The 24,415-nt window shown below is 59.8% G+C and carries 22 protein-coding genes and 1 tRNA gene; 20 read left to right on the plus strand and 3 right to left on the minus strand.

The features are described 5' to 3' along the window. Nucleotides 1-3: 3 nt before the first annotated feature. From trbL to EN824_RS19625, 5 genes are read left to right on the plus strand one after another with little or no spacing between them, the layout of a single operon-like run. Nucleotides 4-1,326, plus strand: a complete 1,323-nt coding sequence (gene trbL, locus EN824_RS19605) for a P-type conjugative transfer protein TrbL (RefSeq protein ID WP_126057783.1) — start codon at nucleotides 4-6, stop codon at nucleotides 1,324-1,326. After that, nucleotides 1,327-2,058, plus strand: coding sequence for a conjugal transfer protein TrbF (gene trbF / locus EN824_RS19610; protein ID WP_126063930.1), 732 nt, complete (start codon nucleotides 1,327-1,329; stop codon nucleotides 2,056-2,058). It abuts the gene before it with no gap. A 1-nt stretch (nucleotide 2,059) separates the two neighbouring features. After that, nucleotides 2,060-3,085, plus strand: a complete 1,026-nt coding sequence (gene trbG, locus EN824_RS19615; protein WP_127232321.1) for a P-type conjugative transfer protein TrbG — start codon at nucleotides 2,060-2,062, stop codon at nucleotides 3,083-3,085. Next, on the plus strand, nucleotides 3,082-4,296 hold the full coding sequence (locus EN824_RS19620) for a TrbI/VirB10 family protein (protein WP_126057785.1): 1,215 nt from the start codon (nucleotides 3,082-3,084) through the stop codon (nucleotides 4,294-4,296). The genes trbG and EN824_RS19620 overlap by 4 nt, the downstream gene beginning before the upstream one ends. 12 nt (nucleotides 4,297-4,308) lie before the next feature. Beyond that, complete coding sequence (locus EN824_RS19625; RefSeq protein ID WP_126057786.1) at nucleotides 4,309-4,551, plus strand: DUF2274 domain-containing protein; 243 nt, start codon at nucleotides 4,309-4,311, stop codon at nucleotides 4,549-4,551. Nucleotides 4,552-4,786: 235 nt separating this feature from the next. Here EN824_RS19625 and hemN read toward each other — a convergent pair whose 3' ends face one another. Beyond that, nucleotides 4,787-6,136, minus strand: a complete 1,350-nt coding sequence (gene hemN, locus EN824_RS19630; protein ID WP_126059321.1) for an oxygen-independent coproporphyrinogen III oxidase — start codon at nucleotides 6,134-6,136, stop codon at nucleotides 4,787-4,789. 152 nt (nucleotides 6,137-6,288) lie between these two features. On the opposite strand from hemN, the gene EN824_RS19635 reads away from it, so the two are divergent. The 13 genes from EN824_RS19635 to EN824_RS36090 all read left to right on the plus strand — a co-directional run bounded on the left by EN824_RS19635 (nucleotide 6,289) and on the right by EN824_RS36090 (nucleotide 20,053). After that, complete coding sequence (locus EN824_RS19635; protein WP_126057787.1) at nucleotides 6,289-7,032, plus strand: Crp/Fnr family transcriptional regulator; 744 nt, start codon at nucleotides 6,289-6,291, stop codon at nucleotides 7,030-7,032. Between the two features lie 496 nt (nucleotides 7,033-7,528). After that, nucleotides 7,529-9,148 (plus strand): cytochrome-c oxidase, cbb3-type subunit I, encoded by a 1,620-nt coding sequence (gene ccoN, locus EN824_RS19640; RefSeq protein ID WP_126057788.1) that lies wholly within the window; start codon nucleotides 7,529-7,531, stop codon nucleotides 9,146-9,148. Next, entirely contained in the window at nucleotides 9,148-9,879 is a 732-nt protein-coding gene (ccoO, locus tag EN824_RS19645) for a cytochrome-c oxidase, cbb3-type subunit II (protein ID WP_126057789.1), read from the plus strand. The genes ccoN and ccoO overlap by 1 nt, the downstream gene beginning before the upstream one ends. 11 nt (nucleotides 9,880-9,890) lie before the next feature. Then, nucleotides 9,891-10,040 (plus strand): cbb3-type cytochrome c oxidase subunit 3, encoded by a 150-nt coding sequence (locus EN824_RS19650; protein WP_024502864.1) that lies wholly within the window; start codon nucleotides 9,891-9,893, stop codon nucleotides 10,038-10,040. 2 nt (nucleotides 10,041-10,042) lie between these two features. Beyond that, nucleotides 10,043-10,906: a cytochrome-c oxidase, cbb3-type subunit III gene (gene ccoP, locus EN824_RS19655; RefSeq protein WP_126057790.1), complete on the plus strand. Its 864-nt coding sequence runs from the start codon at nucleotides 10,043-10,045 to the stop codon at nucleotides 10,904-10,906. Between the two features lie 166 nt (nucleotides 10,907-11,072). Continuing rightward, entirely contained in the window at nucleotides 11,073-12,632 is a 1,560-nt protein-coding gene (gene ccoG / locus EN824_RS19660) for a cytochrome c oxidase accessory protein CcoG (protein ID WP_126057791.1), read from the plus strand. Further along, nucleotides 12,629-13,126: a FixH family protein gene (locus EN824_RS19665; RefSeq protein WP_126057792.1), complete on the plus strand. Its 498-nt coding sequence runs from the start codon at nucleotides 12,629-12,631 to the stop codon at nucleotides 13,124-13,126. The genes ccoG and EN824_RS19665 overlap by 4 nt, the downstream gene beginning before the upstream one ends. Then, on the plus strand, nucleotides 13,123-15,396 hold the full coding sequence (locus EN824_RS19670) for a cation-translocating P-type ATPase (RefSeq protein WP_126059322.1): 2,274 nt from the start codon (nucleotides 13,123-13,125) through the stop codon (nucleotides 15,394-15,396). Before EN824_RS19665 ends, EN824_RS19670 begins: the two co-directional genes overlap by 4 nt. Nucleotides 15,397-15,401: 5 nt before the next feature. Continuing rightward, entirely contained in the window at nucleotides 15,402-15,557 is a 156-nt protein-coding gene (ccoS, locus tag EN824_RS19675; protein ID WP_081714250.1) for a cbb3-type cytochrome oxidase assembly protein CcoS, read from the plus strand. Between the two features lie 681 nt (nucleotides 15,558-16,238). After that, nucleotides 16,239-16,514 carry a hypothetical protein gene (locus EN824_RS19680; protein WP_126063931.1) on the plus strand — a complete coding sequence of 92 codons (276 nt, stop codon included), beginning with the start codon at nucleotides 16,239-16,241 and terminating at the stop codon, nucleotides 16,512-16,514. Nucleotides 16,515-16,794: 280 nt separating this feature from the next. After that, a complete protein-coding gene (gene ubiM / locus EN824_RS19685; RefSeq protein WP_185928959.1) occupies nucleotides 16,795-17,976 on the plus strand; it encodes a 5-demethoxyubiquinol-8 5-hydroxylase UbiM in 1,182 nt (393 codons plus the stop codon). A 254-nt stretch (nucleotides 17,977-18,230) separates the two neighbouring features. After that, nucleotides 18,231-19,394, plus strand: coding sequence for a GGDEF domain-containing protein (locus tag EN824_RS36085; protein WP_245455339.1), 1,164 nt, complete (start codon nucleotides 18,231-18,233; stop codon nucleotides 19,392-19,394). Continuing rightward, on the plus strand, nucleotides 19,388-20,053 hold the full coding sequence (locus EN824_RS36090) for an EAL domain-containing protein (RefSeq protein ID WP_245454739.1): 666 nt from the start codon (nucleotides 19,388-19,390) through the stop codon (nucleotides 20,051-20,053). Before EN824_RS36085 ends, EN824_RS36090 begins: the two co-directional genes overlap by 7 nt. Nucleotides 20,054-21,507: 1,454 nt before the next feature. Here the strand turns inward: EN824_RS36090 and EN824_RS19695 are convergent. Together EN824_RS19695 and EN824_RS19700 are read right to left on the minus strand one after the other, a co-directional pair. Next, nucleotides 21,508-22,830 (minus strand): integrase, encoded by a 1,323-nt coding sequence (locus EN824_RS19695; RefSeq protein WP_126057794.1) that lies wholly within the window; start codon nucleotides 22,828-22,830, stop codon nucleotides 21,508-21,510. A gap of 114 nt (nucleotides 22,831-22,944) precedes the next feature. Further along, nucleotides 22,945-23,034: transfer RNA gene (locus EN824_RS19700), tRNA-Ser, on the minus strand. 333 nt (nucleotides 23,035-23,367) lie between these two features. Between EN824_RS19700 and EN824_RS19705 the strand changes: the two genes are divergently transcribed. Further along, on the plus strand, nucleotides 23,368-24,036 hold the full coding sequence (locus tag EN824_RS19705; RefSeq protein ID WP_135863263.1) for a 50S ribosomal protein L21: 669 nt from the start codon (nucleotides 23,368-23,370) through the stop codon (nucleotides 24,034-24,036). A 98-nt stretch (nucleotides 24,037-24,134) separates the two neighbouring features. Next, nucleotides 24,135-24,404 carry a 50S ribosomal protein L27 gene (gene rpmA / locus EN824_RS19710; protein WP_013529063.1) on the plus strand — a complete coding sequence of 90 codons (270 nt, stop codon included), beginning with the start codon at nucleotides 24,135-24,137 and terminating at the stop codon, nucleotides 24,402-24,404. The last annotated feature ends 11 nt before the right edge of the window (nucleotides 24,405-24,415 follow it).

Here is a 24,415-nt window from a genome sequence, read left to right on the forward strand (position 1 = left end):
GGCATGAACGACCTTGGCGTCATCGATCGCTTCATGGAGACCTTCATCCGCTACATCGACAGCGGGTTCGGTCTGCTATCGGGCGACCTCGCCTTCCTCACTACCATTCTGATCGGCATTGACATCACACTTGCCGGCCTGGCGTGGGCGCTCGGCGACGAAACCAGCGTTCTCGGCCGGCTTGTCCGCAAGGTGCTCTATGTTGGCGTCTTCGCCTTCATTCTGAACAATTTCAAGAACCTCGCCGATATCGTTTATCGTTCTTTTGCCGGTCTCGGGATTAAGGCGTCGGCCGGCAATCTGTCGGCAGACAATCTCTTGCGCCCGGGCCGCATTGCCGCGACCGGTTTCGAAGGTGCTTGGCCAATGCTTGACCAAGCCAGTCAGCTCCTGGGCTTCCCGGAAATCTTCGGCAACGCACTGACCATCTTCGTGCTGCTGATGGCCTGGTTCCTGGTTATCATCGCCTTCTTCATCCTTTCCATCCAGCTTTTCATCACCATCCTAGAGTTCAAGCTCACCACGCTGGCAGGTTTTGTTTTGGTTCCATTCGCACTTTGGAACCGTTCAGCGTTCCTGGCCGAACGCGTGCTCGGCCATGTTATCTCGTCAGGCATCAAGGTGATGGTGCTCGCCGTCATTGTCGGTATCGGCTCCACGCTCTTCGGGGAGTTCGCTTCCGCATTGCAAGGCAAGGAGCCGGATCTTGCCGGTGCCATGTCCCAGGTACTGGGCGCACTGGCACTGCTTGGCCTTGGCATTTTTGGGCCGGGGATCGCGTCGGGTCTTGTCTCAGGCGCACCGCAGCTTGGGGCGGGCGCCGCCCTCGGCACGACCGCGGCGGCAGCGGGTGTATCACTCGTTGCTGGAGGCACAGCATTTGCTGGCGCGCGTATGGCAACCAGCGGCGGTCTCGCCGCCATCCGAGCCGGCACAACAATGGGATCGGCTGCTTCCACGTCATGGCAGATCGGGCGCGCAACCTCGCCCGACGCTGGCCTCTCCGGTGTGGCTGCTGGAATGCATGGTGTAACCAGTGCAGCTGGCGGCGCCGCTATACGCATAGCGCGATCCGCCACTGCAAGTGTTGGGCGCAACGCCGATGCCGGGCGCGATGCCGCGTGGACCGCGACCGGCGGCGCGCCGACAGCGTCAATGACCGAACGCTCTGCCGGTTCGGCCACTGTTTCGGCGCCGACGTGGGCAAGGCGCCTACGTTCTGAACAGACCGCCCGGGCAAATCGCCACGCTGCCATGCAAGCTGTCCGAGACGGAGACCGGCCGGGAGGCAGCGCCAACCCCTCTCTCAACGACAAGGATGACTAGATGCTCTTCAAGCGACCCGTGCACCGTTACGGCAAAACACCCGAACCGGTCACGCCGTATCAAAAAGCCGCCCAACTGTGGGACGAGCGCATCGGCTCATCTCGACTGCAGGCCAGGAACTGGCGGATCATGGCCCTTGGCTGCCTGGCCTTGGCGACCGGGCTTTCCGGCGGACTCGTATGGCAGTCGATGCAAAGCCGTGTCGTGCCTTATGTCGTCGAGGTCGATGGCTTCGGCGAGACGCGCGCCGTCGCGCCGGCGGTCCGGAATTATGAGCCCTCGGATGCTCAGATCGCCTGGCATCTCGGCCGCTTCATCCAGAATGTCCGTTCCGTTTCCACCGATCCGGTTTTGGTTCGGCAGAACTGGTTGGCAGCGTACGACTTTGCTAGCGATCGCGCAGCGCTCTTCCTCAACGAATACGCCAAGGCGAACGACCCCTTCGGTCAGATCGGAACGCGCAGTGTTTCGGTACAGGTCACCAGCGTGGTCAGAGCCTCCGAAAGTTCATTCCAGGTCAAATGGACCGAGCAGGTGTTTGAGCGCGGAAGCCTTGCCAGCACGATGCGCTGGACTGCGATCCTCACGATCGTGATCCGCTCGCCAAGCAATACGGATCAGCTGCGCAAGAATCCGCTCGGCGTCTTCATCAATGCCATTGACTGGTCACGCGAGCTCGACAGCGCCGTCCCAGCCCCCCTTTCTCCGACGGAGTCCACCAATGAAAGGTAAAATGTCACCGATTCGTGCCGTGCTGATCCTATCGGTGTCGGCAGCGGTCGTTTCCGCTTGTGCATCGAAGAAGGTGCCGCCGCCTGAGATTTCCTATGACGCTGCCGACTTCAAACCGGCCGCGATCGAAAAAGCGCCGGAGAGGCCGATTAGAATTGTCGAGGTGCCAAAACCACTGCCGCTGCCTGGCCAAATGCAGCCCGAGCCCGGCAAGGCCGAGGACAAGCGCCCTCCTGAAGAACGCGTCGCTGATGCCAACAAAGCCGCGACCCAGCAACCCACCAAGTACGGGTATGTTAATGCAGTGCAAGTCTACCCCTTCACCGATGGCGCGCTTTATCAACTCTATGCCGCGCCGGAGCGCGTGACCGACATCGCTCTGCAGCCGGGCGAGAAACTAACCGCCGTGTCGGCTGGCGACACCGTGCGCTGGGTCATTGGCGATACCGCAAGCGGCACCGGTGACAATCAGCGCACCCATGTTCTGGTAAAACCCTTCGCGCCGGGTCTTGCCACCAATGTCGTCATTACGACGGACCGGCGGACCTATCATTTGCAGCTTCAAAGCACCGAGAAGACCGCAATGGCGGCAATCTCCTGGACCTACAGCCAAGACCAGATCATCGCGCTTCGCCAGCGCAATGCTCAAGCCGAGGCAGTTACACCGGTCGCGTCGAACATCGCGCTCGAAAACCTTCGCTTTCGCTACTCAATCAGTGGCGACACACCGCCCTGGAGACCGACGCGAGCCTTCGACGACGGCAGCAAGGTCTATATTGAGTTCCCTCGTCGCATAGATCAGGGCGAGGCGCCACCACTCTTCATCGTCGGCGCAGATGGGAGCAGCGAGCTCGTCAACTATCGCGTGCGCGGCAACTATTACATCGTCGATCGGCTCTTCGCCGCGGCCGAACTTCGCCTCGGCACCAAGCGGCAGCAGGTGATCCGCATCAGCAGGATTGACGGCAGGCAACCGCAACGGCGGATCTCGCTCTTTCGCGGCAGCCGGCGAGGTGAGGGCTCATGATCGAAAATTCCCGCTCTGGCATCCCGCCGAAACTGGATCCCGAGGAACTGCAGCTTCGGGCCTCTCCCCGCCGCGTGGTGCGGTTCAGGCGCGGTGTGATCATCGCTATCGCAGCGCTCGGATCCGGCGCTGTCTTCGGCGTTACCATGATCGCCCTCCAGGGGCCGGCCCTTCGCATCAGGGATCAGGCGGAAGATCTCTACAACACTGAGCGCAAACCAACCGCCGAGGGACTCGATACGCTTCCCCATGACTATTCCGGCATGAAGCCAAAGCCTCCCGTCCTTGGGCTACCTTTGCCGGGCGACCTCGGCCGCCCCATCCTCGAGCGGCAGCGCCAGCTCGGCATCGTGCCGGGCCAAGACATCTCGGCCGAGGAGCAGCGTCTAGCGCAGCAGGCGATCGAAGCGCGTGAATCGCGGGTGCTTTTCCGCGTCGAAAATCGAGCTCAACAGACAGATGTCGGAGAGAGCGTGCAAACTGCTCAGCATCCATTTGAGGCGCTTCCCCAATCCGAAGCAGGACGCGCGTCAGCCTCGGTGGCGGCGGCGGAAGGCGACCAGAACAATCAGCAGCGAAAGCTTGATTTTCTCAGCCAGCGGAGCACTGGCGGGATCTACAATCCGCATGCGCTTCAGACGCCGATCTCGCCATATCAACTGATGGCTGGCAGCGTGATTGCCGCCAGCCTGATCACCGGCATCAATTCCGATTTGCCGGGCCTTGTCGTCGCGCAAGTCACCGAAAATGTGCACGACACGGTCACGGGCAACATATTGCTGATTCCGCAGGGCTCACGTCTTATCGGCGTCTACGACAGCGTCGTCGCGTTCGGGCAAAAGCGAGCGCTGCTGGTCTGGCAGCGCATTCTGCTGCCCGACGGCTCGTCGGCCGAAATCGACAATCTGCCCGCGAGCGACACCGCCGGCTACGCAGGGCTGGAAGACAAAGTCGATTTCCACACTTGGCAGATGATCAAGGGAGTGGCGCTTGCCACATTGCTCGGTGTCGGCACAGAATTCAGCCTCGGCGAAAACGAGAGCGATCTGGTCAAGGCGATCCGGGAATCAGCCCAGCAGAACGCCAGTCGAGCCGGCCAGCGCATCACCGAAAAAAACCTCAATATCCAGCCCACCATCGTCGTCCGCCCAGGTTGGCCACTGCGCGTCATCGTGCACAAGGACATCGTGCTGCGGCCATACGCCAGTTGAGCAGGAGTTATCATGGCTGACCTGAAACTTGGAAAACTTCCGGACCGAACAGCTTCGAAGATCACCATTACCGTCAGCGCGGAGCTGAGCCAAACACTCAAGGAGTATGCTGCACTTTACCGTCAGACCTATGGTCAGTCTGAAACCGTGGCAGAACTCATCCCTTTCATGCTGGCGGCGTTTCTGGAAGGCGACCGAGCCTTTGCCAGGGCCAGAAAAGAACGTCTGCCGACGGAGCTTGCCGGAAAATCGTGACTCCTCCGCTAGGGCAGCTGGAACATTGCCTAGCTGTCGCGACCTACCTGCTCCTCGCGAAGCATAGGATCAAACCCCTTGGAATGTAGGTATGCGCAAGAGAGGATGTGGAAGGAGATACCGCGCAACAGCCTAAGTTTGCATTTTCGATTTGATGCGGTAGTCGCCTATGAGCGGTCAAAACGAACGCAGCTGGTTCGCCGATCGACCAAACGGCGAGCGCACTGTGCTTTGCTCAGACCGCCACCGAGTGCCTCGCCGTTCCCCCTTTGAAATATGTATCGAACTTGGCCGCGATGGTTCGAATGAAGGGGCGACTTTCAGTCCGTACGAGGAAACTGTCACCATCGAATTCAAGCGCTCGGGCAGGATCGTGGAGTGCGATGGACCTCGAGCGATGAAGGAGCTGCTCGCCGGCTTTGCCGAACCGCTCCACCAGATCGACTGCCGAGAAGGCAAAATCACACATCAGCCGCTCGATGATCCAGCCACGGACGCGATCGTCGTCGGAAAGGGCAACGCCGCGGACGGCAGCCAACCCGCCATCCGCAACCATGCGCCCGTACCCGGCAGTCGAAGCCATGTTTTGCACGTAGCCTTGGCGAAAACGACCGATGGACGAAGGGCCAAGTCCGATCAGTGTCGGGCAGCGATCCTCAGTGTAGCCCTGAAAATTGCGATGCAAAACCCCTGCGCGGGCCGCTATGGCCAGCGCATCGTCGGGCTTCGCGAAATGATCGAGTCCTATTGCCTCATATCCCTTGGCGACAATTGCCCGCGCCGCGAGTTGAGATTGGGCGAAACGCTCAGTGGGACTCGGCAGCCATGCCTCGTCGATCATCGTCTGATGCTTCTTGAACCAGGGCACATGTGCGTAGCCGAACAGGGCCATCCGGTCTGGCTCCAAGGTCAGTGCCTGCGCCACCGTGGAACAGATCGTCTCGCGTGTCTGATTCGGGAGCCCGTAGAGCAGGTCCAGATTGACCGATTCGACGCCCCGCGAACGAACCCCGTCGACGACTGCCTTGGTCTGCAAAAAACTCTGCTCACGATTAATTGCTTTTTGCACTTGCGGATCGAAATCCTGCACGCCGAGGCTCGCCCGGGTTACGCCGATTTGAGCAAGTGCATCAAGGCGCGCCTTGTCCATGTCGTTGGTTTCGATTTCGATGCTGACCGTAGCATCCGGGAGAAAGTCGAAGCTGTCCCGCAAGGCCGCTCCAAGAGCAACCATATCATCGGGCCTCAGAATAGTTGGCGAACCGCCACCGAAGTGGATTGCACGGACATGTGCCTTGCCGCTCAGCAGACCGGCAATCGTGACGATTTCGGCATTCAGCGAGCGCAGATAAGCGGCCACCGGCTCATATTGGTGCGTCTGCTTGGTGTGGCAGGCGCAGAACCAGCAGAGCTTGTCGCAGTAAGGAATGTGCAGGTACAGCGAGATTTCGTCGCCGCTTTCCAGCGTCTCCAACCAGCCACGGTAAATGGCAGCATCGATCCCCGAATGGAAATGCGGCGCCGTCGGATAGCTGGTGTAGCGTGGGACGTTCTCGCTGAGTTTGACAGCTATTTCCGATTGCATCTCGCGTTCACCGTGTTGCCCGCCGGAACACTGCACGCATCGCTGAAGCAGACCCTGATCTCGATCAGCCGCGCTCATGGACAAACCGCCGCAGGATTTCTCTACCCTGGATGGGTATCCTGCCGGCAGTTAGGATCGGGTAAGGCGAACGCATGACCTTTCGGCAAGACATTCATAGTTCCGGCATTCCTGTTCTTTGCTTCCCTTGCGAGGCACGGCGTCGCGGTGTCTGCGGTGCGCTCGATCCAGACAATTTGGTTGGGCTCGCCAAGACTTGCTCGCGTCGCCGGATCGAGTCAGGAATGGAGTTGACCGGCGAGGCACAGAACGTCGACAGCTACTCCAACGTGCTTTCAGGCGTTGTAAAGCTATCAAAGAGCCTGTCGGATGGGCGCCAGCAGATCGTCGGTCTCCAGTTTGCACCGGATTTTCTGGGACGTCCTTTCAAGGTGGAAAGCTCGATCAATGCGGAAGCGGCAACAGCAGTCACGCTGTGTTCGTTTCCGCGAGCGGCCGTCGAACGGATGATGAAGGCGTCACGGGAATTCGAGCATCGCCTGCTCAAACAGACGCTGAATGAACTCGATGAGGCGCGCGAGTGGATGGTGACGCTGGGGCGCAAGACAGCTCCGGAAAAGGTAGCGACTTTTCTCCTCATGATGGCCCGGAATATCGATTCCAGTCTCGATGCGGCTTCCGGGTCGGCGTCCTTCGATCTGCCGCTGACGCGTGTCGAAATGTCTGATTTCCTTGGAATCACCAACGAGACCGTGAGCCGCCAACTGACGCGATTGCGGGCTGACGGGGTGATTCGGATTGAGAACGCACGCCATGTGACGGTGGACAGCATAAGCCGTCTGGAGAAGCGCTGTGGCGGCGGACGCGAGCGGCCCTAAGCGGCGAGGCCATGTCGCATGACTCCGGGGCGGGCCGTGTTTGCCTTTTAATGCGATGTTGCCGCGCCTTCGACGAAGCGGCGTCACGGTCGAGACAAACAGCTTTCGGGCTTTGATAGGAACGTGACCAATCGCCAGGTGTGTTTCGGCACATACCGGCGAAGCATGGTCCTTAATCTGCCACGGCTCGGCGGAACGATCGCGTTCGTTTCCAATGGGATCCGAACAACGTTTGGCAGGGCATCGGCAATAGCATCCAACGCGCGCAGGGCCTCAGCTTTCGCCTCAGCGATCGCGTCTGCGCCCGCCCAACCCAGGGAACGCCTTCCATGAGGGGGGTGAGCCCGCGCTGCGTTCCTCGTTCATTCGCCACCTGCTGATTGCGCCGCCGACACAAAATCTTGCGGCCTGACATAGATCAGGGCGAGGGGGCGGCGGCTGCGCGATTAGTGCGCTGCGGATTTGGCATCCACCAGATTCGAGATCGGGATCTGCAATGAAATTCGGCACAGAGATCGTCCTTCTAAGCGTGTTCGCTTTTGCGGCCCTGGTGGCCGCCGGCTTCGGCGTGGATGAACCTTTCCGCCGACACATGTGGGTGTTGTTCTTCGCAGTGGCTGGTTTCACTGCGATCCTGTTGCGCAACACGGAGTTCAAGCCAGCAGCTCCGATTGACCCATCCGCTTACATGGATGGTCCGATCCGCTACGGCGCGATCGCCACCGTGTTCTGGGGTGTCGTCGGCATGCTGGTCGGCGTGGTGATCGCGCTGCAGCTCGCCTACCCCGATCTCAACATCCAGCCCTGGTTCAATTTCGGTCGTTTGCGGCCGTTGCACACATCCGGTGTCGTCTTCGCCTTCGGCGGCAACGCGCTGCTTTGCACGTCTCTGTATGTCGTGCAGCGCACCTGCCGCGCCCGCCTCTTCGGCCGTGATCTGGCCTGGTTCGTCTTCTGGGGCTACCAGCTGTTCATCGTCATGGCCGCGACCGGCTACCTGCTCGGCATCACCGAGGGCCGCGAGTACGCCGAACCCGAATGGTATGTGGATGTCTGGCTGACCATCGTCTGGGTCGCCTACCTCATTCTGTTCCTTGGCACGATCCTGAAGCGCAAGGAACCGCATATCTACGTGGCCAACTGGTTCTACCTGTCGTTCATCGTCACCATCGCGATGCTGCATGTGGTCAACAACCTGTCCATACCAGTCTCGTTCCTGGGCTCCAAGAGCTACTCCGCCTTTTCAGGGGTCCAGGACGCCTTGACGCAATGGTGGTACGGCCACAACGCGGTCGGCTTCTTTCTCACCGCCGGCTTCCTCGGCATGATGTATTATTTCGTGCCCAAGCAGGCGAACCGGCCAGTCTATTCGTACCGGCTGTCGATCGTCCATTTCTGGGCGATCATCTTTCTCTACATCTGGGCCGGGCCGCATCACCTGCACTACACCGCCTTGCCCGATTGGGCGCAGACGCTCGGCATGGTGTTCTCGATCATGCTGTGGATGCCGTCCTGGGGCGGCATGATCAACGGCCTGATGACGCTGTCCGGCGCCTGGGACAAGCTGCGCACCGATCCGATCATACGCATGATGGTGATGGCCGTCGCCTTCTATGGCATGTCGACCTTCGAAGGCCCCATCATGGCGATCCGGGCGGTCAATTCGCTGTCGCATTATACCGACTGGACGATCGGCCACGTCCATTCGGGCGCGCTCGGCTGGGTTGGCATGATCTCGTTCGGCGCAATCTACTACATGGTGCCGAAGCTCTGGAACCGGCAACGGCTCTACTCGTTGCGGCTGGTCACCTGGCATTTCTGGCTGGCGACACTTGGTATCGTTGTCTACGCCGCGGTGATGTGGGTATCCGGCGTCATGCAGGGCCTGATGTGGCGCGAATACGACGAGCAGGGCTTCCTGGTCTACTCCTTCGCCGAGACCGTCGCCGCCATGCACCCCTACTATGTCATGCGCGCCATCGGTGGGGCCATGTACCTCTCCGGCGCGCTGATCATGGCCTGGAACATCACCAGGACCATCCTCGGCCACCAGCGCGAGGAGGAGCCGATGCCGAGCCCCGTCGCCATCCGACCTGCGCGATCAGGAGCCAGGTAATGGGCTTGATGGACAAACACGCAATCATCGAGAAGAACGCCACGCTTCTTCTCGTTGGCTCGCTGCTCGTGGTGACGGTCGGCGGCATCGTCGAGATCGCGCCTCTCTTCTATCTCGACAATACGATCGAGAAGGTGGAAGGCATGCGCCCCTATTCGCCGCTCGAACTTGTCGGGCGCAACATCTATATGCGCGAGGGCTGCTACCTCTGTCATAGCCAGATGATCAGGCCGTTCCGCGACGAAGTTGAGCGCTATGGCCACTACAGCCTAGCTGCCGAGTCCATGTACGATCACCCCTTCCAGTGGGGATCGAAGCGCACCGGGCCGGATCTCGCCAGAGTTGGCGACCGCTACTCGAATGCATGGCATGTCGCGCATCTTACCGACCCGCGCTCGGTGGTGCCGGAATCGATCATGCCGAGCTATGGGTTCCTGAAAGACACGCCGATCGACGTGAAGGATTTCTCAACGCATCTGGTCGCCAACAGGCTTGTAGCCGTCCCTTACACCGATGACATGATCGTCCACGCCAATGCGGATCTGGCGGCGCAGGCCGATCCCAATGCCGACACATCAGGCCTTGAGGCGCGTTACCCAAAAGCCAAGATCGGCGACTTCGACGGCAACCCGCAACAGGTCACCGAAATGGATGCCCTGCTCGCCTACCTGCAGATGCTTGGCACACTGGTCGACTTCAAAAATTACGACGAAGCCGCCGGCTACCGCTGAGGAGAACGCTGATGACCTACAATTTGATGCGGGCGTTTGCCGACAGCTGGGGCCTGGTTGCGATGGCGCTGTTCTTCGTGGGGTGCATCGCCTTTGCCCTACGCCCCGGCAGCCGAAGGCTGGCCGACGAAGCGGCCCGCATTCCGCTCGAGGACGAGTGATCATGAGCGACGAGCATATCGATGAAATCTCTGGCGTCTCGACCACCGGCCACGAATGGGATGGCATCCGGGAGCTGAACAACCCGCTTCCCAGATGGTGGGTTATCACCTTTTACGTCACCATTGTCTGGGCGATAGGCTACACCATCGCCTATCCAGCATGGCCTCTGTTGCACTCGGCGACGAAGGGTGTGCTCGGCTATTCCAGCCGCAACGAGGTCAGGAACGAGCTGACTGCGGCTGAGGCCGCCAAGGGCAAATATATCTCGGCGGTGGAGTCCAAGAGCGTCTCGGAGATCTCCGCGGACGACGGCCTGCGCGAATTCGCAATCGCCGCCGGTGGCGCCGCTTTCAAGGTCAATTGCGTACAATGTCACGGCTCCGGCGCCCAAGGTTCCAAGGGCTTTCCCAATCTCAACGACGACGACTGGCTATGGGGCGGCAAGGCCGAGCAGATCCAGCAGACGATTACGCACGGCATCCGCTTCGCATCCGATCCGGACACGCGCCTGTCGGAAATGCCGGCCTTCGGCGACATCATTACCGCCGACCAGATCGCACAAGTCAGCGCCTACGTGGCCAGCCTTTCCGGCAAGGTCCGCGATGCAAGTCTGATCCAACCCGGCGCCAAGGTCTTTGCCGAGAACTGCGTCGCCTGTCACGGCGACAATGCAAAAGGCAACAGGGAATTCGGCGCCCCCGACCTGACCGATGCGATCTGGCTCTATGGATCCGGTGAGACAGCCATCGCCGCACAGGTCCGTGCGCCAAAACAGGGCGTCATGCCGGCCTGGGTTGGCCGTCTCGGCGAGATCAAGGTCAAGGAACTTGCAGTTTATGTCCATTCGCTTGGCGGCGGAGAATAGGAATGGAAGTCCTATTCTTCGGTCCCCCCTGCCAAGCGGACGAGGCCCGGCGTGAGCCGGGCCTCGACACCATCCCTAATGCGATCTGCACAACCCGGCAAGGCTATCCTACCGCGAGGCTTTACGACAGGTGCCCCTGACATTGGCTGGGAAAGTGGAGTTGCACATGCGTGATAAGACGCAGTTGACACGGCTCGAAACAGAAACTGTCAATTCCGCCAAAACCCGCAAGCCGCTTTATGCCGCGCGTCAAAAGATCTTTCCGAAGCGCGCCTCGGGCAACTTTCGTCGCTTCAAATGGCTGGTGATGACGATCACACTTGGCATCTACTACCTGGCTGCGTGGCTGCCTTGGGCTCGCGGTCCATTTGCCCCGGACCAGGCAGTCCTGCTCGATCTCGCGAACCGGCGCTTCTACTTCTTCTTCATCGAGATATGGCCCCAGGAATTCTTCTATGTGGCCGGCCTCCTGGTCATGGCGGGCGTCGGTCTTTTCCTGATCACCTCGACTGTCGGCCGTGCCTGGTGCGGCTATGCATGCCCTCAGACGGTGTGGGTCGATCTGTTCCTCGTCGTCGAACGTGCGATCGAGGGGGACCGCAACGCCCGCATGAAACTTGACGCAGGTCCCTGGACCGCGCGCAAGCTCATGCTGCGTGTGTCCAAGCACACCATCTGGCTGGTCATAGGGGCGGCGACTGGCGGCGCCTGGATCTTCTACTTTGCCGATGCACCGACGCTGCTCGGCGAGCTCTTCACCGGCACTGCGGCGCCCGTCGCCTACATCACTGTCGCCGTCCTGACGGCTACCACCTACACGTTCGGCGGTCTGATGCGCGAACAGGTCTGCACCTATATGTGCCCGTGGCCCCGCATCCAGGCGGCCATGCTCGATGAAAATTCCCTCACTGTCACCTACAATGACTGGCGCGGCGAACCGCGTTCGCGCCACGCCAAGAAGGTGCTGGCCGCAGGCCAGCCCGTGGGCGACTGCGTCGACTGCAATGCCTGTGTCGCGGTCTGCCCGATGGGGATAGACATTCGCGACGGCCAGCAGCTCGAATGCATCACTTGCGCGCTCTGCATCGACGCCTGTGACGGCGTCATGGACAAGCTCGGCAAGGAGCGTGGGCTGATCGCCTATGCGACGCTCTCCGACTACAACGCCAACATGATGCTGGCGACTGCAGGCGGGTCCAGCTCAGTCAATCCATCGCTGATCAGGACCGCTGATGGCCTGTTCTCCGACAAGGTGGCGCATTTTCACATCCGCAAGATCTTTCGGCCGCGCACCTACGTCTACATGGGCTTGTGGTCGCTGATCGGCCTCGGCCTGCTCTATTCGCTGCTGACGCGCGATCGGCTCGAACTGAACGTATTGCATGATCGCAATCCCCAGTTCGTCACGCTGACCGACGGATCCATCCGCAATGGCTATACCGTCAAGCTGCTCAACATGATCCCCGAGCCGAGGACGATCGTCGTAACCATGCAGGGCCTTGAAGGCGCTGACATGGTCGTCGTCGGCGACGACATCCCCGCAGGCCGTTCCTTCGCCATTCCGGTCGAACCCGACCGCCTGAAAATGCTGAGGGTCTTCGTTCGCCAGCCGGCGGACCAGATCCGCGCTCCGGCACAGACCTTCAAGTTCCGCGTCGAGGACAGAGCCAGCTTTGAGTCGAACGAGTACACCGCCACCTTCAACGCGCCGGAGCCCCTCAGATGACTGCCAATGTACAAAAGCCTCGTGAATTCACCGGCAGGCACATGCTGGTCATCATCCTGGCCTTTTTCGGCGTGGTCATCGCAGTCAATCTGACCATGGCAACGCTCGCCAGCACAAGCTGGACTGGCCTCGTCGTCGAAAACACCTATGTGGCGAGCCAGCAATTCAACAAGAAGGCCGAGGAAGGACGGGCGCAGGCAGCACTTGGCTGGACCGGCAAGCTGACCATCGCATGGGGCGAAGTTCGCTATGGCCTCGCCGACGTCGCCGGCAAGCCGGTTCCCTTGCACGGCGTCAAGGTGCTGTTTCGCCATCCCGCGTACGAGAAGGAGGACAAGTCGGTCACCCTCGCACCCGCCTCGGGCCAGGAATTCGCAGCCCAGCACATGCCGAAGGACGGCGTCTGGATTGTCGAAGTCGACGCCGACGCCGGTCTGGACAAACCGTATCGCGACGTCCGCCGGATCATGATTTCCAATGGAGCGCTGCAATGAGTTGTTGTGCACCGGGCGCCGAAATGGCGCTTGATCTGGTCAACACCGGATCGGTCCTGCCGTCCAGCCAGGAGATCAGGCTGGCGAGCCGATCGCTTGGCGATGATCTTCACCAGACCGATCTTTCAGTACCGACGGTTCATTGCGCAGGCTGCATCCAGACGATCGAGACGGCGCTGGGAAAGCTCGATCGCGTCGAGAGCGCCCGCGTCAACCTGTCGACGAAACGGGTCTCTGTCCGGTGGCGTGGTGACGAGGTCCCACCGTTCGTCGTCGCGCTTGGGCGGCTAGGCTACCAGGCGCATCTCTTCCCTTCCGAGGTCGGCGACAAGGACAGGACGTTATCGGATTTGATCCGCGCGGTCGCGGTTGCCGGCTTTGCGGCGGGCAACATCATGCTGCTTTCGGTCTCGGTCTGGTCCGGCGCCGAAGGTGCTACCCGCGACCTGTTTCACTGGGTCTCGGCGCTGATCGCCATTCCTGCCCTCGCCTTCGCCGGCGGCATCTTCTTCCGTTCGGCCTGGAATGCTTTGCGCCATGGCCGCATGAATATGGACGTGCCGATCGCGGTCGGTGTTTCGCTCGCCTACGCCATGAGCCTCTACGAGACGATCAACCATGGCGATCACGCCTATTTTGACGCGTCGGTATCGCTGCTGTTCTTCCTGTTGATCGGCCGCACGTTGGATCACGTGATGCGCGAACGTGCCCGGACCGCTGTGAAAGGCCTGTCCCAGTTGGCCGCACATGGCGCCATGGTGCTGCGCAGCGACGGCGCGCGCGACTATTTGCCGGTCGGCGAGATCGAACCAGGCATGCGGTTGTTGATCGCAGCCGGTGAGAGGATCCCCGTCGACGGCAAGATCATCCAGGGAACGTCGGATCTCGACTGCTCGCTGGCCTCAGGCGAAAGCACGCCGAAAAACGTGGCGCCGGGCGAAGCAGTTCAGGCCGGCGTGCTCAATCTTACCGGCCCGCTGACGATTGAGGCGACAGCCGCCGCGAAGGATTCGTTTCTGGCGGAAATGGTTCGTCTTATGGAAGCCGCAGAGGGCGGCCGCGCGCATTATCGCCGGATCGCCGATCGCGTTTCAGCGCTCTATGCCCCGGTGGTTCATCTCACAGCCTTCGCGACGTTCCTTGGCTGGATGGCGGTGACCGGCGACTGGCACCGGGCGATAACCATCGCCATTGCCGTTCTGATCATCACCTGCCCGTGCGCGCTCGGCCTCGCCGTACCGATCGTTCAGGTGGTCGCCGCGCGGCGCCTGTTTGAGAACGGCATCATGGTAAAGGACGGTTCTGCCATGGAGCGCCTGGCGACGATTGATACAGCGGTGTTCGACAAGACCGGAACGCTCACGCTCGGCCAGCCCCGGCTGGTCAATGCATCGTCGATCGATCCGGCCATGCTGGCAGTCGCGGGAGACATGGCTACGCATTCCCGCCATCCTTTTTCAAAGGCCATAGCCGGTTTTGCCCATCCCGGCGGGCAGTACAAATTTGATGCCGTCACCGAGCATCCAGGGTTTGGAATCGAAGCCACTGGAGCCGGAAGCACCTGGCGGCTAGGCCGACGCGGATGGGCTGGATGGAGAGCCCGGACCGGTGGTGAAGGCAAACATGGCGGAACCGTGCTGACAAAAGACGGGTTCATTGTCGCGACCTTCGATTTTGAGGACGCGCTGCGCGCAGACGCCAAGGCGGCGATCGGGCAATTGAGCCATGCCGGGGTGTCAGTGGAAATGCTGTCGGGCGATACTGCGGGTGCCTGCGGTGAAGTCGCAGAAATGCTGGGTGTCAAGGACTTCGTTCCGTGCCTGCTGCCATCCGGCAAGGTCGAGCGCATCGAGACCCTGGCGAAAGACGGACACAAGGTTCTGATGGTTGGCGACGGCCTCAACGACACGCCGGCGCTCAGCGCGGCGCATGTCTCGATCGCTCCAGCTACCGCCGCCGACATTGGCCGCAATGCCGCCGACTTCGTATTCCTGCGCGAAAGCCTTCTGGCAGTGCCTCTCGCGCTGGACGTCTCGCGCAAGGCGGGACACCTGATCCGCCAGAACATCGCGATTGCGATCGTCTACAATGCGGTGGCAGTACCAATCGCCATCCTCGGGCACGCCACGCCTTTGTTAGCGGCGATTGCCATGTCTGCCTCATCGGTGCTTGTTATTGGAAACGCATTGCGCTTGCACGGCTTCGGGGCGAATGCGACGCTGCAAGTTATTCAAAAAGTCGGACGCTCCGCAGTCAGCTATTCGGCATAATCCTCGTGACGACGTTGCTCTATCTCATACCAGTGGCCCTTTTTCTGGGTGCACTGGGTGTGTCCGGCTTCGTCTGGGCATTGCGAAGCGGTCAATACGAAGATCTCGACGGAGCCGCCGAGCGGATACTAATTGATCGGGACGACAAACCGGAACGCTGATTTCAATCCGCTGTGCATAAGATGCGCGGATCGCGCTCGTCAGTCGAGCCGGCTCGGTCGGGAACAAGCTGTCCATGCTCCATGCTCCATGCTCCATGACCATCTTGACCTAAGCTGCACACTACATTTGTGAAAAGCCTCTGTCGTGCGAAGGACTGCCTCCCATTGCACCCAGTATGAGGCGGCTGATGCCACGAGAGTACCTCGCGTGGCCGGACGAGAGCTTGGCCATGTGCGCACGGGTTCCAAAGTGGAACGTCACGGTCGATCACCTGACCGTGAACCGCCAGTGCCGATTGGTCATGTCTGGCTGATCCAGATCAGGGTCATACTCATCGGTGTGTTCTATTGACCAGTCTTCGACGGAGAAATGCATGACTTACGGAAAGATTGGTCGTCATTATCAGCACCTTCACGGTTCTGGGTTTTCTGTCGTGTGGTCGGCCATGCCTTGTGCTTACGGCGCAGCCATTAGCTGACCGGCGTCGTGTGTATCTCGCTTGCTGGCTGACCATCCGCGTGGCTGCGCGGACACGGGGGCCGATCAACAGCTTTCGCCTTTGATGGGTTGTGTGCGTCGAAAGTGGCCTTCTTTGGGCTGACTTCGTAGAAATGTTCCAGGGCTCGCATCCAGCGCCGAAGATCCTCGTGATGTCAACGTGCTGCGGAGCATCATCGGGGTTGGGACGTGCGTTTTCGAGATCGATCAACCGTCCGAAGTTGATCATTGGTTCGAGTGACGCGCGCTATTTCGACGACTATGTCGCCGCGTGGGCTTTGCTCTATCGGCGACTGAATTGCAAGGACATCGACATCGAAGCCATGCAGCAGGTTCTTGATGAGATATGCGCGGTCGTGGATAAAAGTTTCCGCTACCTTGGCTGGGATGACGAGAGAGAGCGCTACGTTCGATACCCTCGCAAGAGAGCCCGCTTCGACGTCGTGGAGCGTGAGTAGTATGCGCAAGGGTTCCAGGTGGAATGTGGCGATCGATGCGGCGCGGCCGTGGCTGACCAGCGTCGCGAGTGTCTCGCTTGCTGGCGGCGATCTGCGCGGCTGCGCGGCCAAAGGGCGGGATCGGTTAGCCGCATCCACCTCTGAGCGCTTTGAGTGCTTCGTTGCCGATCGATGCGAATCTCCCGGCCCAGCGCCTTTAGGCAATGCGGCGGCCACGGAGCTCATGTCACTCGGCTCAGTTCCACCGTTACACGAGGATAGGCGACCGGATGGCGGCACGCTGATGGGCTCTGACGATAATTTTGACATCGTTGTCGTTGGAGCCGGCCCGGTCGGCCTTTCGTTCGCTGCGTCGCTTGCCCAAAGCGAACTCAAGGTGGCAGTTGTTGAACAGAACACATTCGATAGTCTGGCGAATCCGGCTTTCGATGGTCGCGAAATCGCGCTGACCAACGCTTCGATCAGAACCCTTCGCGAGCTCGGCGCCTGGGATGTCATCCCGGCTTCGGACAAATCAGCACTTCAAGGCGCGCGCGTGCTCAACGGCTCGAGCGCATTCGCTCTTCGTTTCGATCCTCCCAGCAACTCTGGAGAACCGCTGGGGGTTTTGGTTCCAAATTGCCGGATCCGCGAGGCGCTGTTCAAAATCGTCCGCTTGCAGGATCGCGCCCGGCTGTTGTGCGGCCACTCGGTCGTCGATGCAACAAACAGCCAAGAAGGAGCAGTCGTAACGCTCTCTAATGGCGCGCGTTTAACTGCTCGGCTGGTTGTTGCCGCGGATTCGCGTTTGTCCGCCACGCGTGATCTGCTAGGCATCGGCGCCGATATCAACCGGCTTGGCCACTCGATGCTGATTTGCCGAGTGAGGCACGAGCGCGCCCACCACCAGATCGCCATCGAATGGTTCGATCACCATCAGACGATAGCGATGTTGCCCCTCGCGGAGGGCATGTCGTCGCTGCTGCTCACATTGCGCTCAAACGAGGCCTATAGACTGCTTGCCTTCGATGATGATTTGTTCCTGTCGGAGTTGACGAAACGGTGTCGAGGGCGCCTTGGAAAAATGACCTTGGCAAGCAAGCGCCACACCTATCCGCTGGTCACGACCTGGGCGCACAAATTCCGGGCGCCGAGCGCCGCACTCATCGGCGACGCTGCCATCGGCATGCACCCGGTGACCGCTCACGGATTCAACATCGGTCTCAGCAGCCAGAAGCAACTCGCCCGTGGAATCATGACTGCGTGCCGCGACGGCCGCAATGTTGGCGACCCCGACATGCTGCATATATACGAAAGGCGGCTGCGCCTGTCGGCGGCGCCGCTCTACCATGCAACGAACATATTGATTGGACTCTACTCCAGAGACCACCTGGCGGCACGGCTTGCAAGGCATCTGGGGCTTCGCTTTGCCCAACATGTTCCCCTTGTCCGGCATGGGATATCGGCGGAGCTCCAGCGGTGATACTGCACCAGCAGTCGCATTTTTGCGCGTGCTGGGCGAGCGATGGGAGAGAGTGCATGATGCACCGGAGTAATCCTGCTCCCCGACGCTGATCTCCGATTGAAGAATTAACCCGTCCTTCAGGGGGGCTGCATAGGCTGCGGACAAGCAGGAGTAAGCAAGCTGACCCGTCCAGCCTTGGAAAAGAAGATCCGCTGGAGGCGAGAATCCTTCAGGACCAGCTCGCTGATCTGAGGGCAGGCCTTTTCGTCTCAATGCCGATAAGCATTGTGCTGTCCGGGCTGATTTTGACCGTGCAGGCCCTTTCCGGGAACGGTCTTGCTGGCGCGGCCTGGTTTTCGGTCGTTAATGCGATAAATGCCGCCCGCCTTGCACTCGCCCGTCATCAGCTGAAGGAACCCGGAGTCCAGGATGATCTGACACGGGTTTGGCTGCGGCTTCGCTGGTTTGGCAGGCTTGCTCTTCTGGCGGGATTCACCTGGTCATTCCTTGCCATCCTAACGGCTGGATACACGACGTCTCAAGCATCGCTGCATCTAATAATTCTGGCGGGCATTTCAGCTGGCGCGGTCACGTACGGCAGCTCATATGCTGCGGCAGCGATATGCTTCATCACACCGCCACTCCTCATTGCCGCCGCATGTTTGCTGACGAAGGGAGCCCCGGAAAACTACATTCTGGCTTTTGCCGTCCTGCTTTTCGAGGGCGGCCTGGTTCGATCCTCGTTCGTTGGACAAGCGCGCTTCCGTGACGCGAGCCGCCTGAGACATCAAGCCGAGCGGCTTGCCGCGGAAATGGAGCGCAATTCCAGGGAGGACCATCTTACCGCGCTCCTCAACAGGCGGGGCCTCGAACATGCAATCGATCAGTTTGAGAACACCGATGGACCCTTTGTGGCCATGCTGATTGATCTGGACGGGTTCAAATCTGTCAACGGTACCTACGGTCACAGAACGGGTGACGAGCTGCTTGCCAGGATCGCCCGCCGAATAGAGGAAGAAGCACCGGAGGGCTCAACGCTCGCCCGCATCGGTGGGGATGAATTCGTGCTGGTTTTTTCTTCGCGAAAGAATTCTCCTTCTCCCACCAATCTCGCGTCCAATCTCATAGCCAAGCTTGCTCGCCCCTATCCTGGGATCGCATCCGTCCGCATTGGAGCGTCTATAGGAATCTACTTGGCTGAAAACCCCGGACTGACGGAAATGTTGTTGCGGGCCGACATCGCCCTTTACACAGCTAAGCGCCGCGGCAGGAATGAATTTTGTCTGTTCGGTGCCGAGCTAGCCCGGGAACTGCAACGCCGCCAGTCAATCGAACGCGATCTTCATTCGGCGATAACGATGAGAAGCTTGGTCGCTTGGTTTCAGCCAATCGTAAGACTCGAAACTGAAGCGTCGTCGGTTTTGAAGCCTTGCTAAGATGGTCTCACCCGCTTCACGGTCCCATTTCTCCGCCCGAGATCATGACAGCGGCACGCGAAACTGGAATGCTTCAGCTGCTAACTCAAACGGTATTCGCCGACTGTTGCGCTCTTATCGAGGGCTTGGTCAAAGCTGACCGTCGTGATGTTCGTGTGGCGATGAATGTTTCACCGCGCGAGTTGGAAGCTGGCGATATTGACGAGATGATTCTTAATGGTCTGGCGGCAAAAGACCTCCCTGCAACGATGTTCGACATCGAGATTACCGAAGAAGCCCCAGTGGATCCGGACAGAGTGGATGAAAAGCTCGGCCAGCTTTCACATGCTGGCATTTCTATCGCGCTCGAGGACTTCGGCACCGGTTTTTCGACGTTGGCATCGCTCAAGGACAGTCGGATCAGGAAAGTGAAAATAGATCAGGGCTTCATTCGCGGCTTAGCCAAGTCCCGGGAGAATCGGCTGCTTGTCAAAGCGGTGATTGACCTTGGTAGGACGCTCGGGATCGAGGTCATGGCCGAGGGCGTTGAAACAGAGGCAGATCGGCAAACTCTGTACAAGCTTGGCTGCAGAACCGCGCAGGGCTTCCTGTTCTCTAAGGCAGTGCCTCTCCATTTGGCACTTGATTCGGTAGTAAAAGAGCACGCGAAGGAGTTGTGACCGGCCTCTCCGTCCGTGCTGCTCGCGGAACTTTCATGTGGGGTGGACCTGACGCGCGAAAGCCGTTTCGGACGGTAGAGTTATTACGGGGGCGAAACTGAGCACGTGGTTTGGATAGCAGCAATCCGGTCCACCGGCGCACATGCAGCGGCTTCATACAAGCGTTCAAGTTGCGAGATGAGCTTGAGTGAACGACGTCGGAGAATTGCGTCCCTTGGACGCTGGTTTCGCGGTTCCCGTAGGATTCGATTACGGGAAGCGTTCTTGGCTGCTTCTCGGCTCAGCGCTCATCTGGATGAACAACGTACCCGCGGTCAAGGTTTTCGCGACCTCAACCCAGTCACCATCCCGCAACAGCAGCGGTCGGGTCCTGATCAAGCGCTCAGCCTCAGCACAGGTGCTGGAGCAACGGTAGAGCGCGGAAAACGTGTATCGGAATGCGCTGGCTCACCATAGGAAGCTGCCACGGCATGTCGAATGTCCCCAGGGGGCGGGACCGTTCCCTTGCATTTGTCTCGATGACGGGCTCTCAAAGCTAAAGCCAAGAGAGCTTTATAAAAATCGCACCCGATCGGCTGCGCAACGACGACCAGCTGAGGCCCGATCGGGTGCTAAGGTCGTGCCAAAAAAGGCGCGTCACTGTCGCATTTCTAGCCGGCTTGCGATCGGACGTCATCTCTTGGCGATCGTTGCCCCTTCTCTCAAATGCGCTTAGCGGCGCCGACGGCGAATAGCGCAAGCTTTTCCACCCGTTTCTACTCCACTACCGAGACTCGTCACCAACCTCCTTTTATTCGCTTCCATATGGCCCATCCTGTCTCCAATCGAGGAGGAGCGCGAACATGGGCCAAGCCGTAGAACGTCTCAGTCTCGGGAATTCTTCTGCTCGCCAAACTGCCGTTGTCACCGGCACCATATTTGGCAGGGTGACAGTGAACGACAAGATATCAGGCGTTCTTGTCTGGGCTGAACTATGCTTGCAAGCCATAACCCAAAAATCGCCGATCCCTTTGAATTCGAGCCGGATGAATGGGTGTTTCAAAATTTTTGGCGGTTTTAGGCAGAACCCTCCGATGGCCCGCGTACCGGTCAAGCTTCGTGAGCACTTTAGGTTCGTCGATCAGGCATAGGTTTGTATCCCATGCCACATGCTGGCCGTTTGCCTAGTTCGGAAGCCCTCGAGAGGCGTTGCTCGTCTTGGTATGGCGTCGCCCCTTTTTCCGATCCATCGGCCACGGAGCTAGAATGCTGTCTAGCTGTTGCCGCCTACTTGGTCATCCGGCATGGAGATGCCTATATACCGACCTTCGAAAGGCTGGAATACGAGGTCGAACAAATGCGGCGGAAGCTCGGAAATCGCGAGCGAGCGCAGCGCGTGCTGGCCACGCTCAACCTAAATGGCTCGGACAGCTGGAGCCGTGAGGTTGGTTCTCAAGGCCTGGATGGCGCCGCAATCACATTCGCCCGGGCGGGGTAAAAGCGATTTTTTGAAGCCACTCGCGCTTTTGCGCTAACGAAGGTCCCGCGCCGTATTTGGGCCGGATCCATTTGTGGCCCATCAGAGAAGCAATTACCTTCTCCGGCGCCTCAACTGCCGTCAGCCGGTCCTCGAAAGTGTGTCGCAGGCTATAAAGACTATGCTCGGAAGTCGGCAGAAGTTCCTTGCTGGCGAGCACCTTGTTGACGAGCGCTGAAAGTGACGCGGCCTTGTCGCGATAACGAGGAAAGCCGTCCGGATGGAGCTTGATGGCTGCAAGTGCGCCGCCAACCAAGGGAATGTCACGGGCTGAATGACCGGTCTTCAAGCGACGGCCATTGGGGCGCACCCGCACATGCGGGATTTCTTGATCGAGGTGGATTGTTTCGGTGGTGAGGTTTGCCGCTTCAGAAAGCCTGAGTCCGGTATCGGCAATCACATAGATTAGATGGCGGGCTTCGTCATTGAGTCCGTCGAGCGCGCCTTCAGCGAGTATCTTCTCCTGAATGAACTCCGCTGTGAACGCAGCGCGTTGCCCGGGGACGGCGCCGGAAAGACGCAGGTTTCGAAAAACCGGCTCCAGCTTGAGCTGGTGAGTCAGATCGACGACGCGCAGCATTTTCGAAACATGGCCGATGTCCTTGTTGGCCGTACCGATATCAAGTCCATCCTCAACGATCCGCTTTTGCCACCACTCGCGGAACGCGATTGCGTCGTCCCGAGTGAGGCTTGCGATCTCCTTGTCGCCAATGACTCCAACCAGATTGGCAACTGCGCGCTTTTTGGGGTTACGCCATTTCTTGATTTGGTTAGGCGACATGGTCAGCAAGTTCTGTTGCTCGATCGTCTCGAATTCCTTGATAAGACCGCTCAGGCGGACCGCTGGCCGCTTCTCCCCACCCATGACGGCCGAGACGTCCTGCGCGTCCTCGATCGATTTTTTGTCGAGGAGCAGCTTGATACGGGCCATGAGTTCGTCGAGCGGCCCCGCTGCTAGTTCCTCGTTAGAGCGATAGGCCAATCCAAATGACCGCGCGCGCTTCCTCGCGGCTTCGAAACGCAGCCCCGCCTCGGCGGATTGGCCTTCCCGCAGTCTACGCCAATACGCCTCCAGCCCCGCGCCGAGGCTTTGCACTGCATCTCGCGCCCGTACACCGCGGGGATCGTCAGCCACGGCGACGCCCGTGGAAATGCGTACTAGGCAGCGGCGATCAAACGCCGCGAATTCCTTCGGCACCCTGCGGACGAGATACCAGATGCCTTCACGTTTATGCGGCTTTGGCGCTGCGGAACGTCGCATTATCTTTCTCTAATGTTACACAGTTTGTTACACAGTCTAAGATAAGTTTCGCTTCGCGCTGGTCAAGCGCAACAAGGAAGCTTTTGAAAGGAAACGATTATTATGGAAGCTAAATGGCGGAGAGGGAGGGATTCGAACCCCCGATGGGCTTGCACCCATGCCGCATTTCGAGTGCGGTGCATTCGACCACTCTGCCACCTCTCCGCGGTCATGGTCCGCCGTTGCCGGCGCGGCGCACTAGATAACGGCTGATCGGGCAGGTTACAAGGCCAAATCCGCCGGAAATTCAGCTTGCCGTCCCGGACCTTGCCTGGACCGATGCCGCCCGTCCCCGGCAGGCAATGCCGGCTGGTCCGCCAGGGCGAGGAATCGGGCTGTTTGCCTTGACTCCCACGCAACCTTCGGTTAGGGACAGCGCGCAATCGGCGTGGAGGGTTCTTCCGCGCCGCTTGTTTTTTGAACCCGCAGACTGACAAAAAGACGGCCGAACCGCCAGAGGCGGTTCATCAAGGCCGACCGAACAGCGAAAGGCAAAAAATGTTCGCAGTCATTAAAACGGGCGGTAAGCAGTATCGCGTTGCCGCCAACGATCTCCTGAAGATCGAAAAAGTCGAAGCCAATGTCGGCGACATCGTCGAGATCGGCCACGTGCTCGCGCATGGCGAGGGCGAGAATGTCACGTTCGGCGCGCCGTTCGTCGATGGCGCTCTGGTCACCGCCGAAGTCGTCGAGCAGGGCAAGAACCGCACGGTCATCGCTTTCAAGAAGCGCCGCCGCCAGAATTCGCGCCGCAAGATCGGCCATCGCCAGCTTTTGACCACCGTGCGGATCTCCGAGATCCTGCTGGGTGGCGCCAAGCCCGCCAAGAAGGCCCCCGTCAAGGCGGAAGCCAAGGCTGAGGTTGCTGCCGAGGCCGCGCCGAAGGAAGCCAAGGCCAAGAAGGACGCCCCCAAGGAAGAGGCGAAGGCCGAGGCCGTCGCCGCGCCGCTGTTCAAGGCGCCGAAGGGCGAGCCGGACGACCTGACTGTGATCAAGGGCATCGGCCCGGTCGCCGCCAAGGATCTCGCCGAGCAGGGCATCATCACCTTCGCGCAGCTCGCCAAGCTCAGCGACAAGGATGTCGCCAAGATCGACGAGCACATGCCGTTCAGCGCCGACCAGATCAAGGACTGGCGCGAACAGGCCAAGGAACTGGCGAAGAAGTAATTTTTCCGGCGAAACATCAGCCGGATCGGACTTGAAACGGAACGCGAACGCGTTCATAAGGCCTTTTAGGCGCCTTGCGGCGCAACGGAGTTAGTTAGATGGCACACAAGAAAGCTGGCGGCTCGTCGCGCAACGGTCGCGACTCGCATTCCAAGCGTCTGGGCGTGAAGAAGTTCGGCGGCGAAGCCGTCATCCCGGGCAACATCATCATTCGTCAACGCGGCACGACCTGGCATCCCGGCGTCAATGTCGGCATGGGCACGGACCATACGCTTTTCGCGCTCGAAACCGGCGCCGTGACGTTCAACAAAAAAGCCAACGGCCGAACCTACGTATCGGTCAACCCGATTGCCAAAGCCGCGGAGTAGCCGGTTCCGCA

Source organism: Mesorhizobium sp. M8A.F.Ca.ET.181.01.1.1, from assembly GCF_004792025.1.
In the GTDB taxonomy this organism is placed as follows: Bacteria; Pseudomonadota; Alphaproteobacteria; order Rhizobiales; family Rhizobiaceae; genus Mesorhizobium.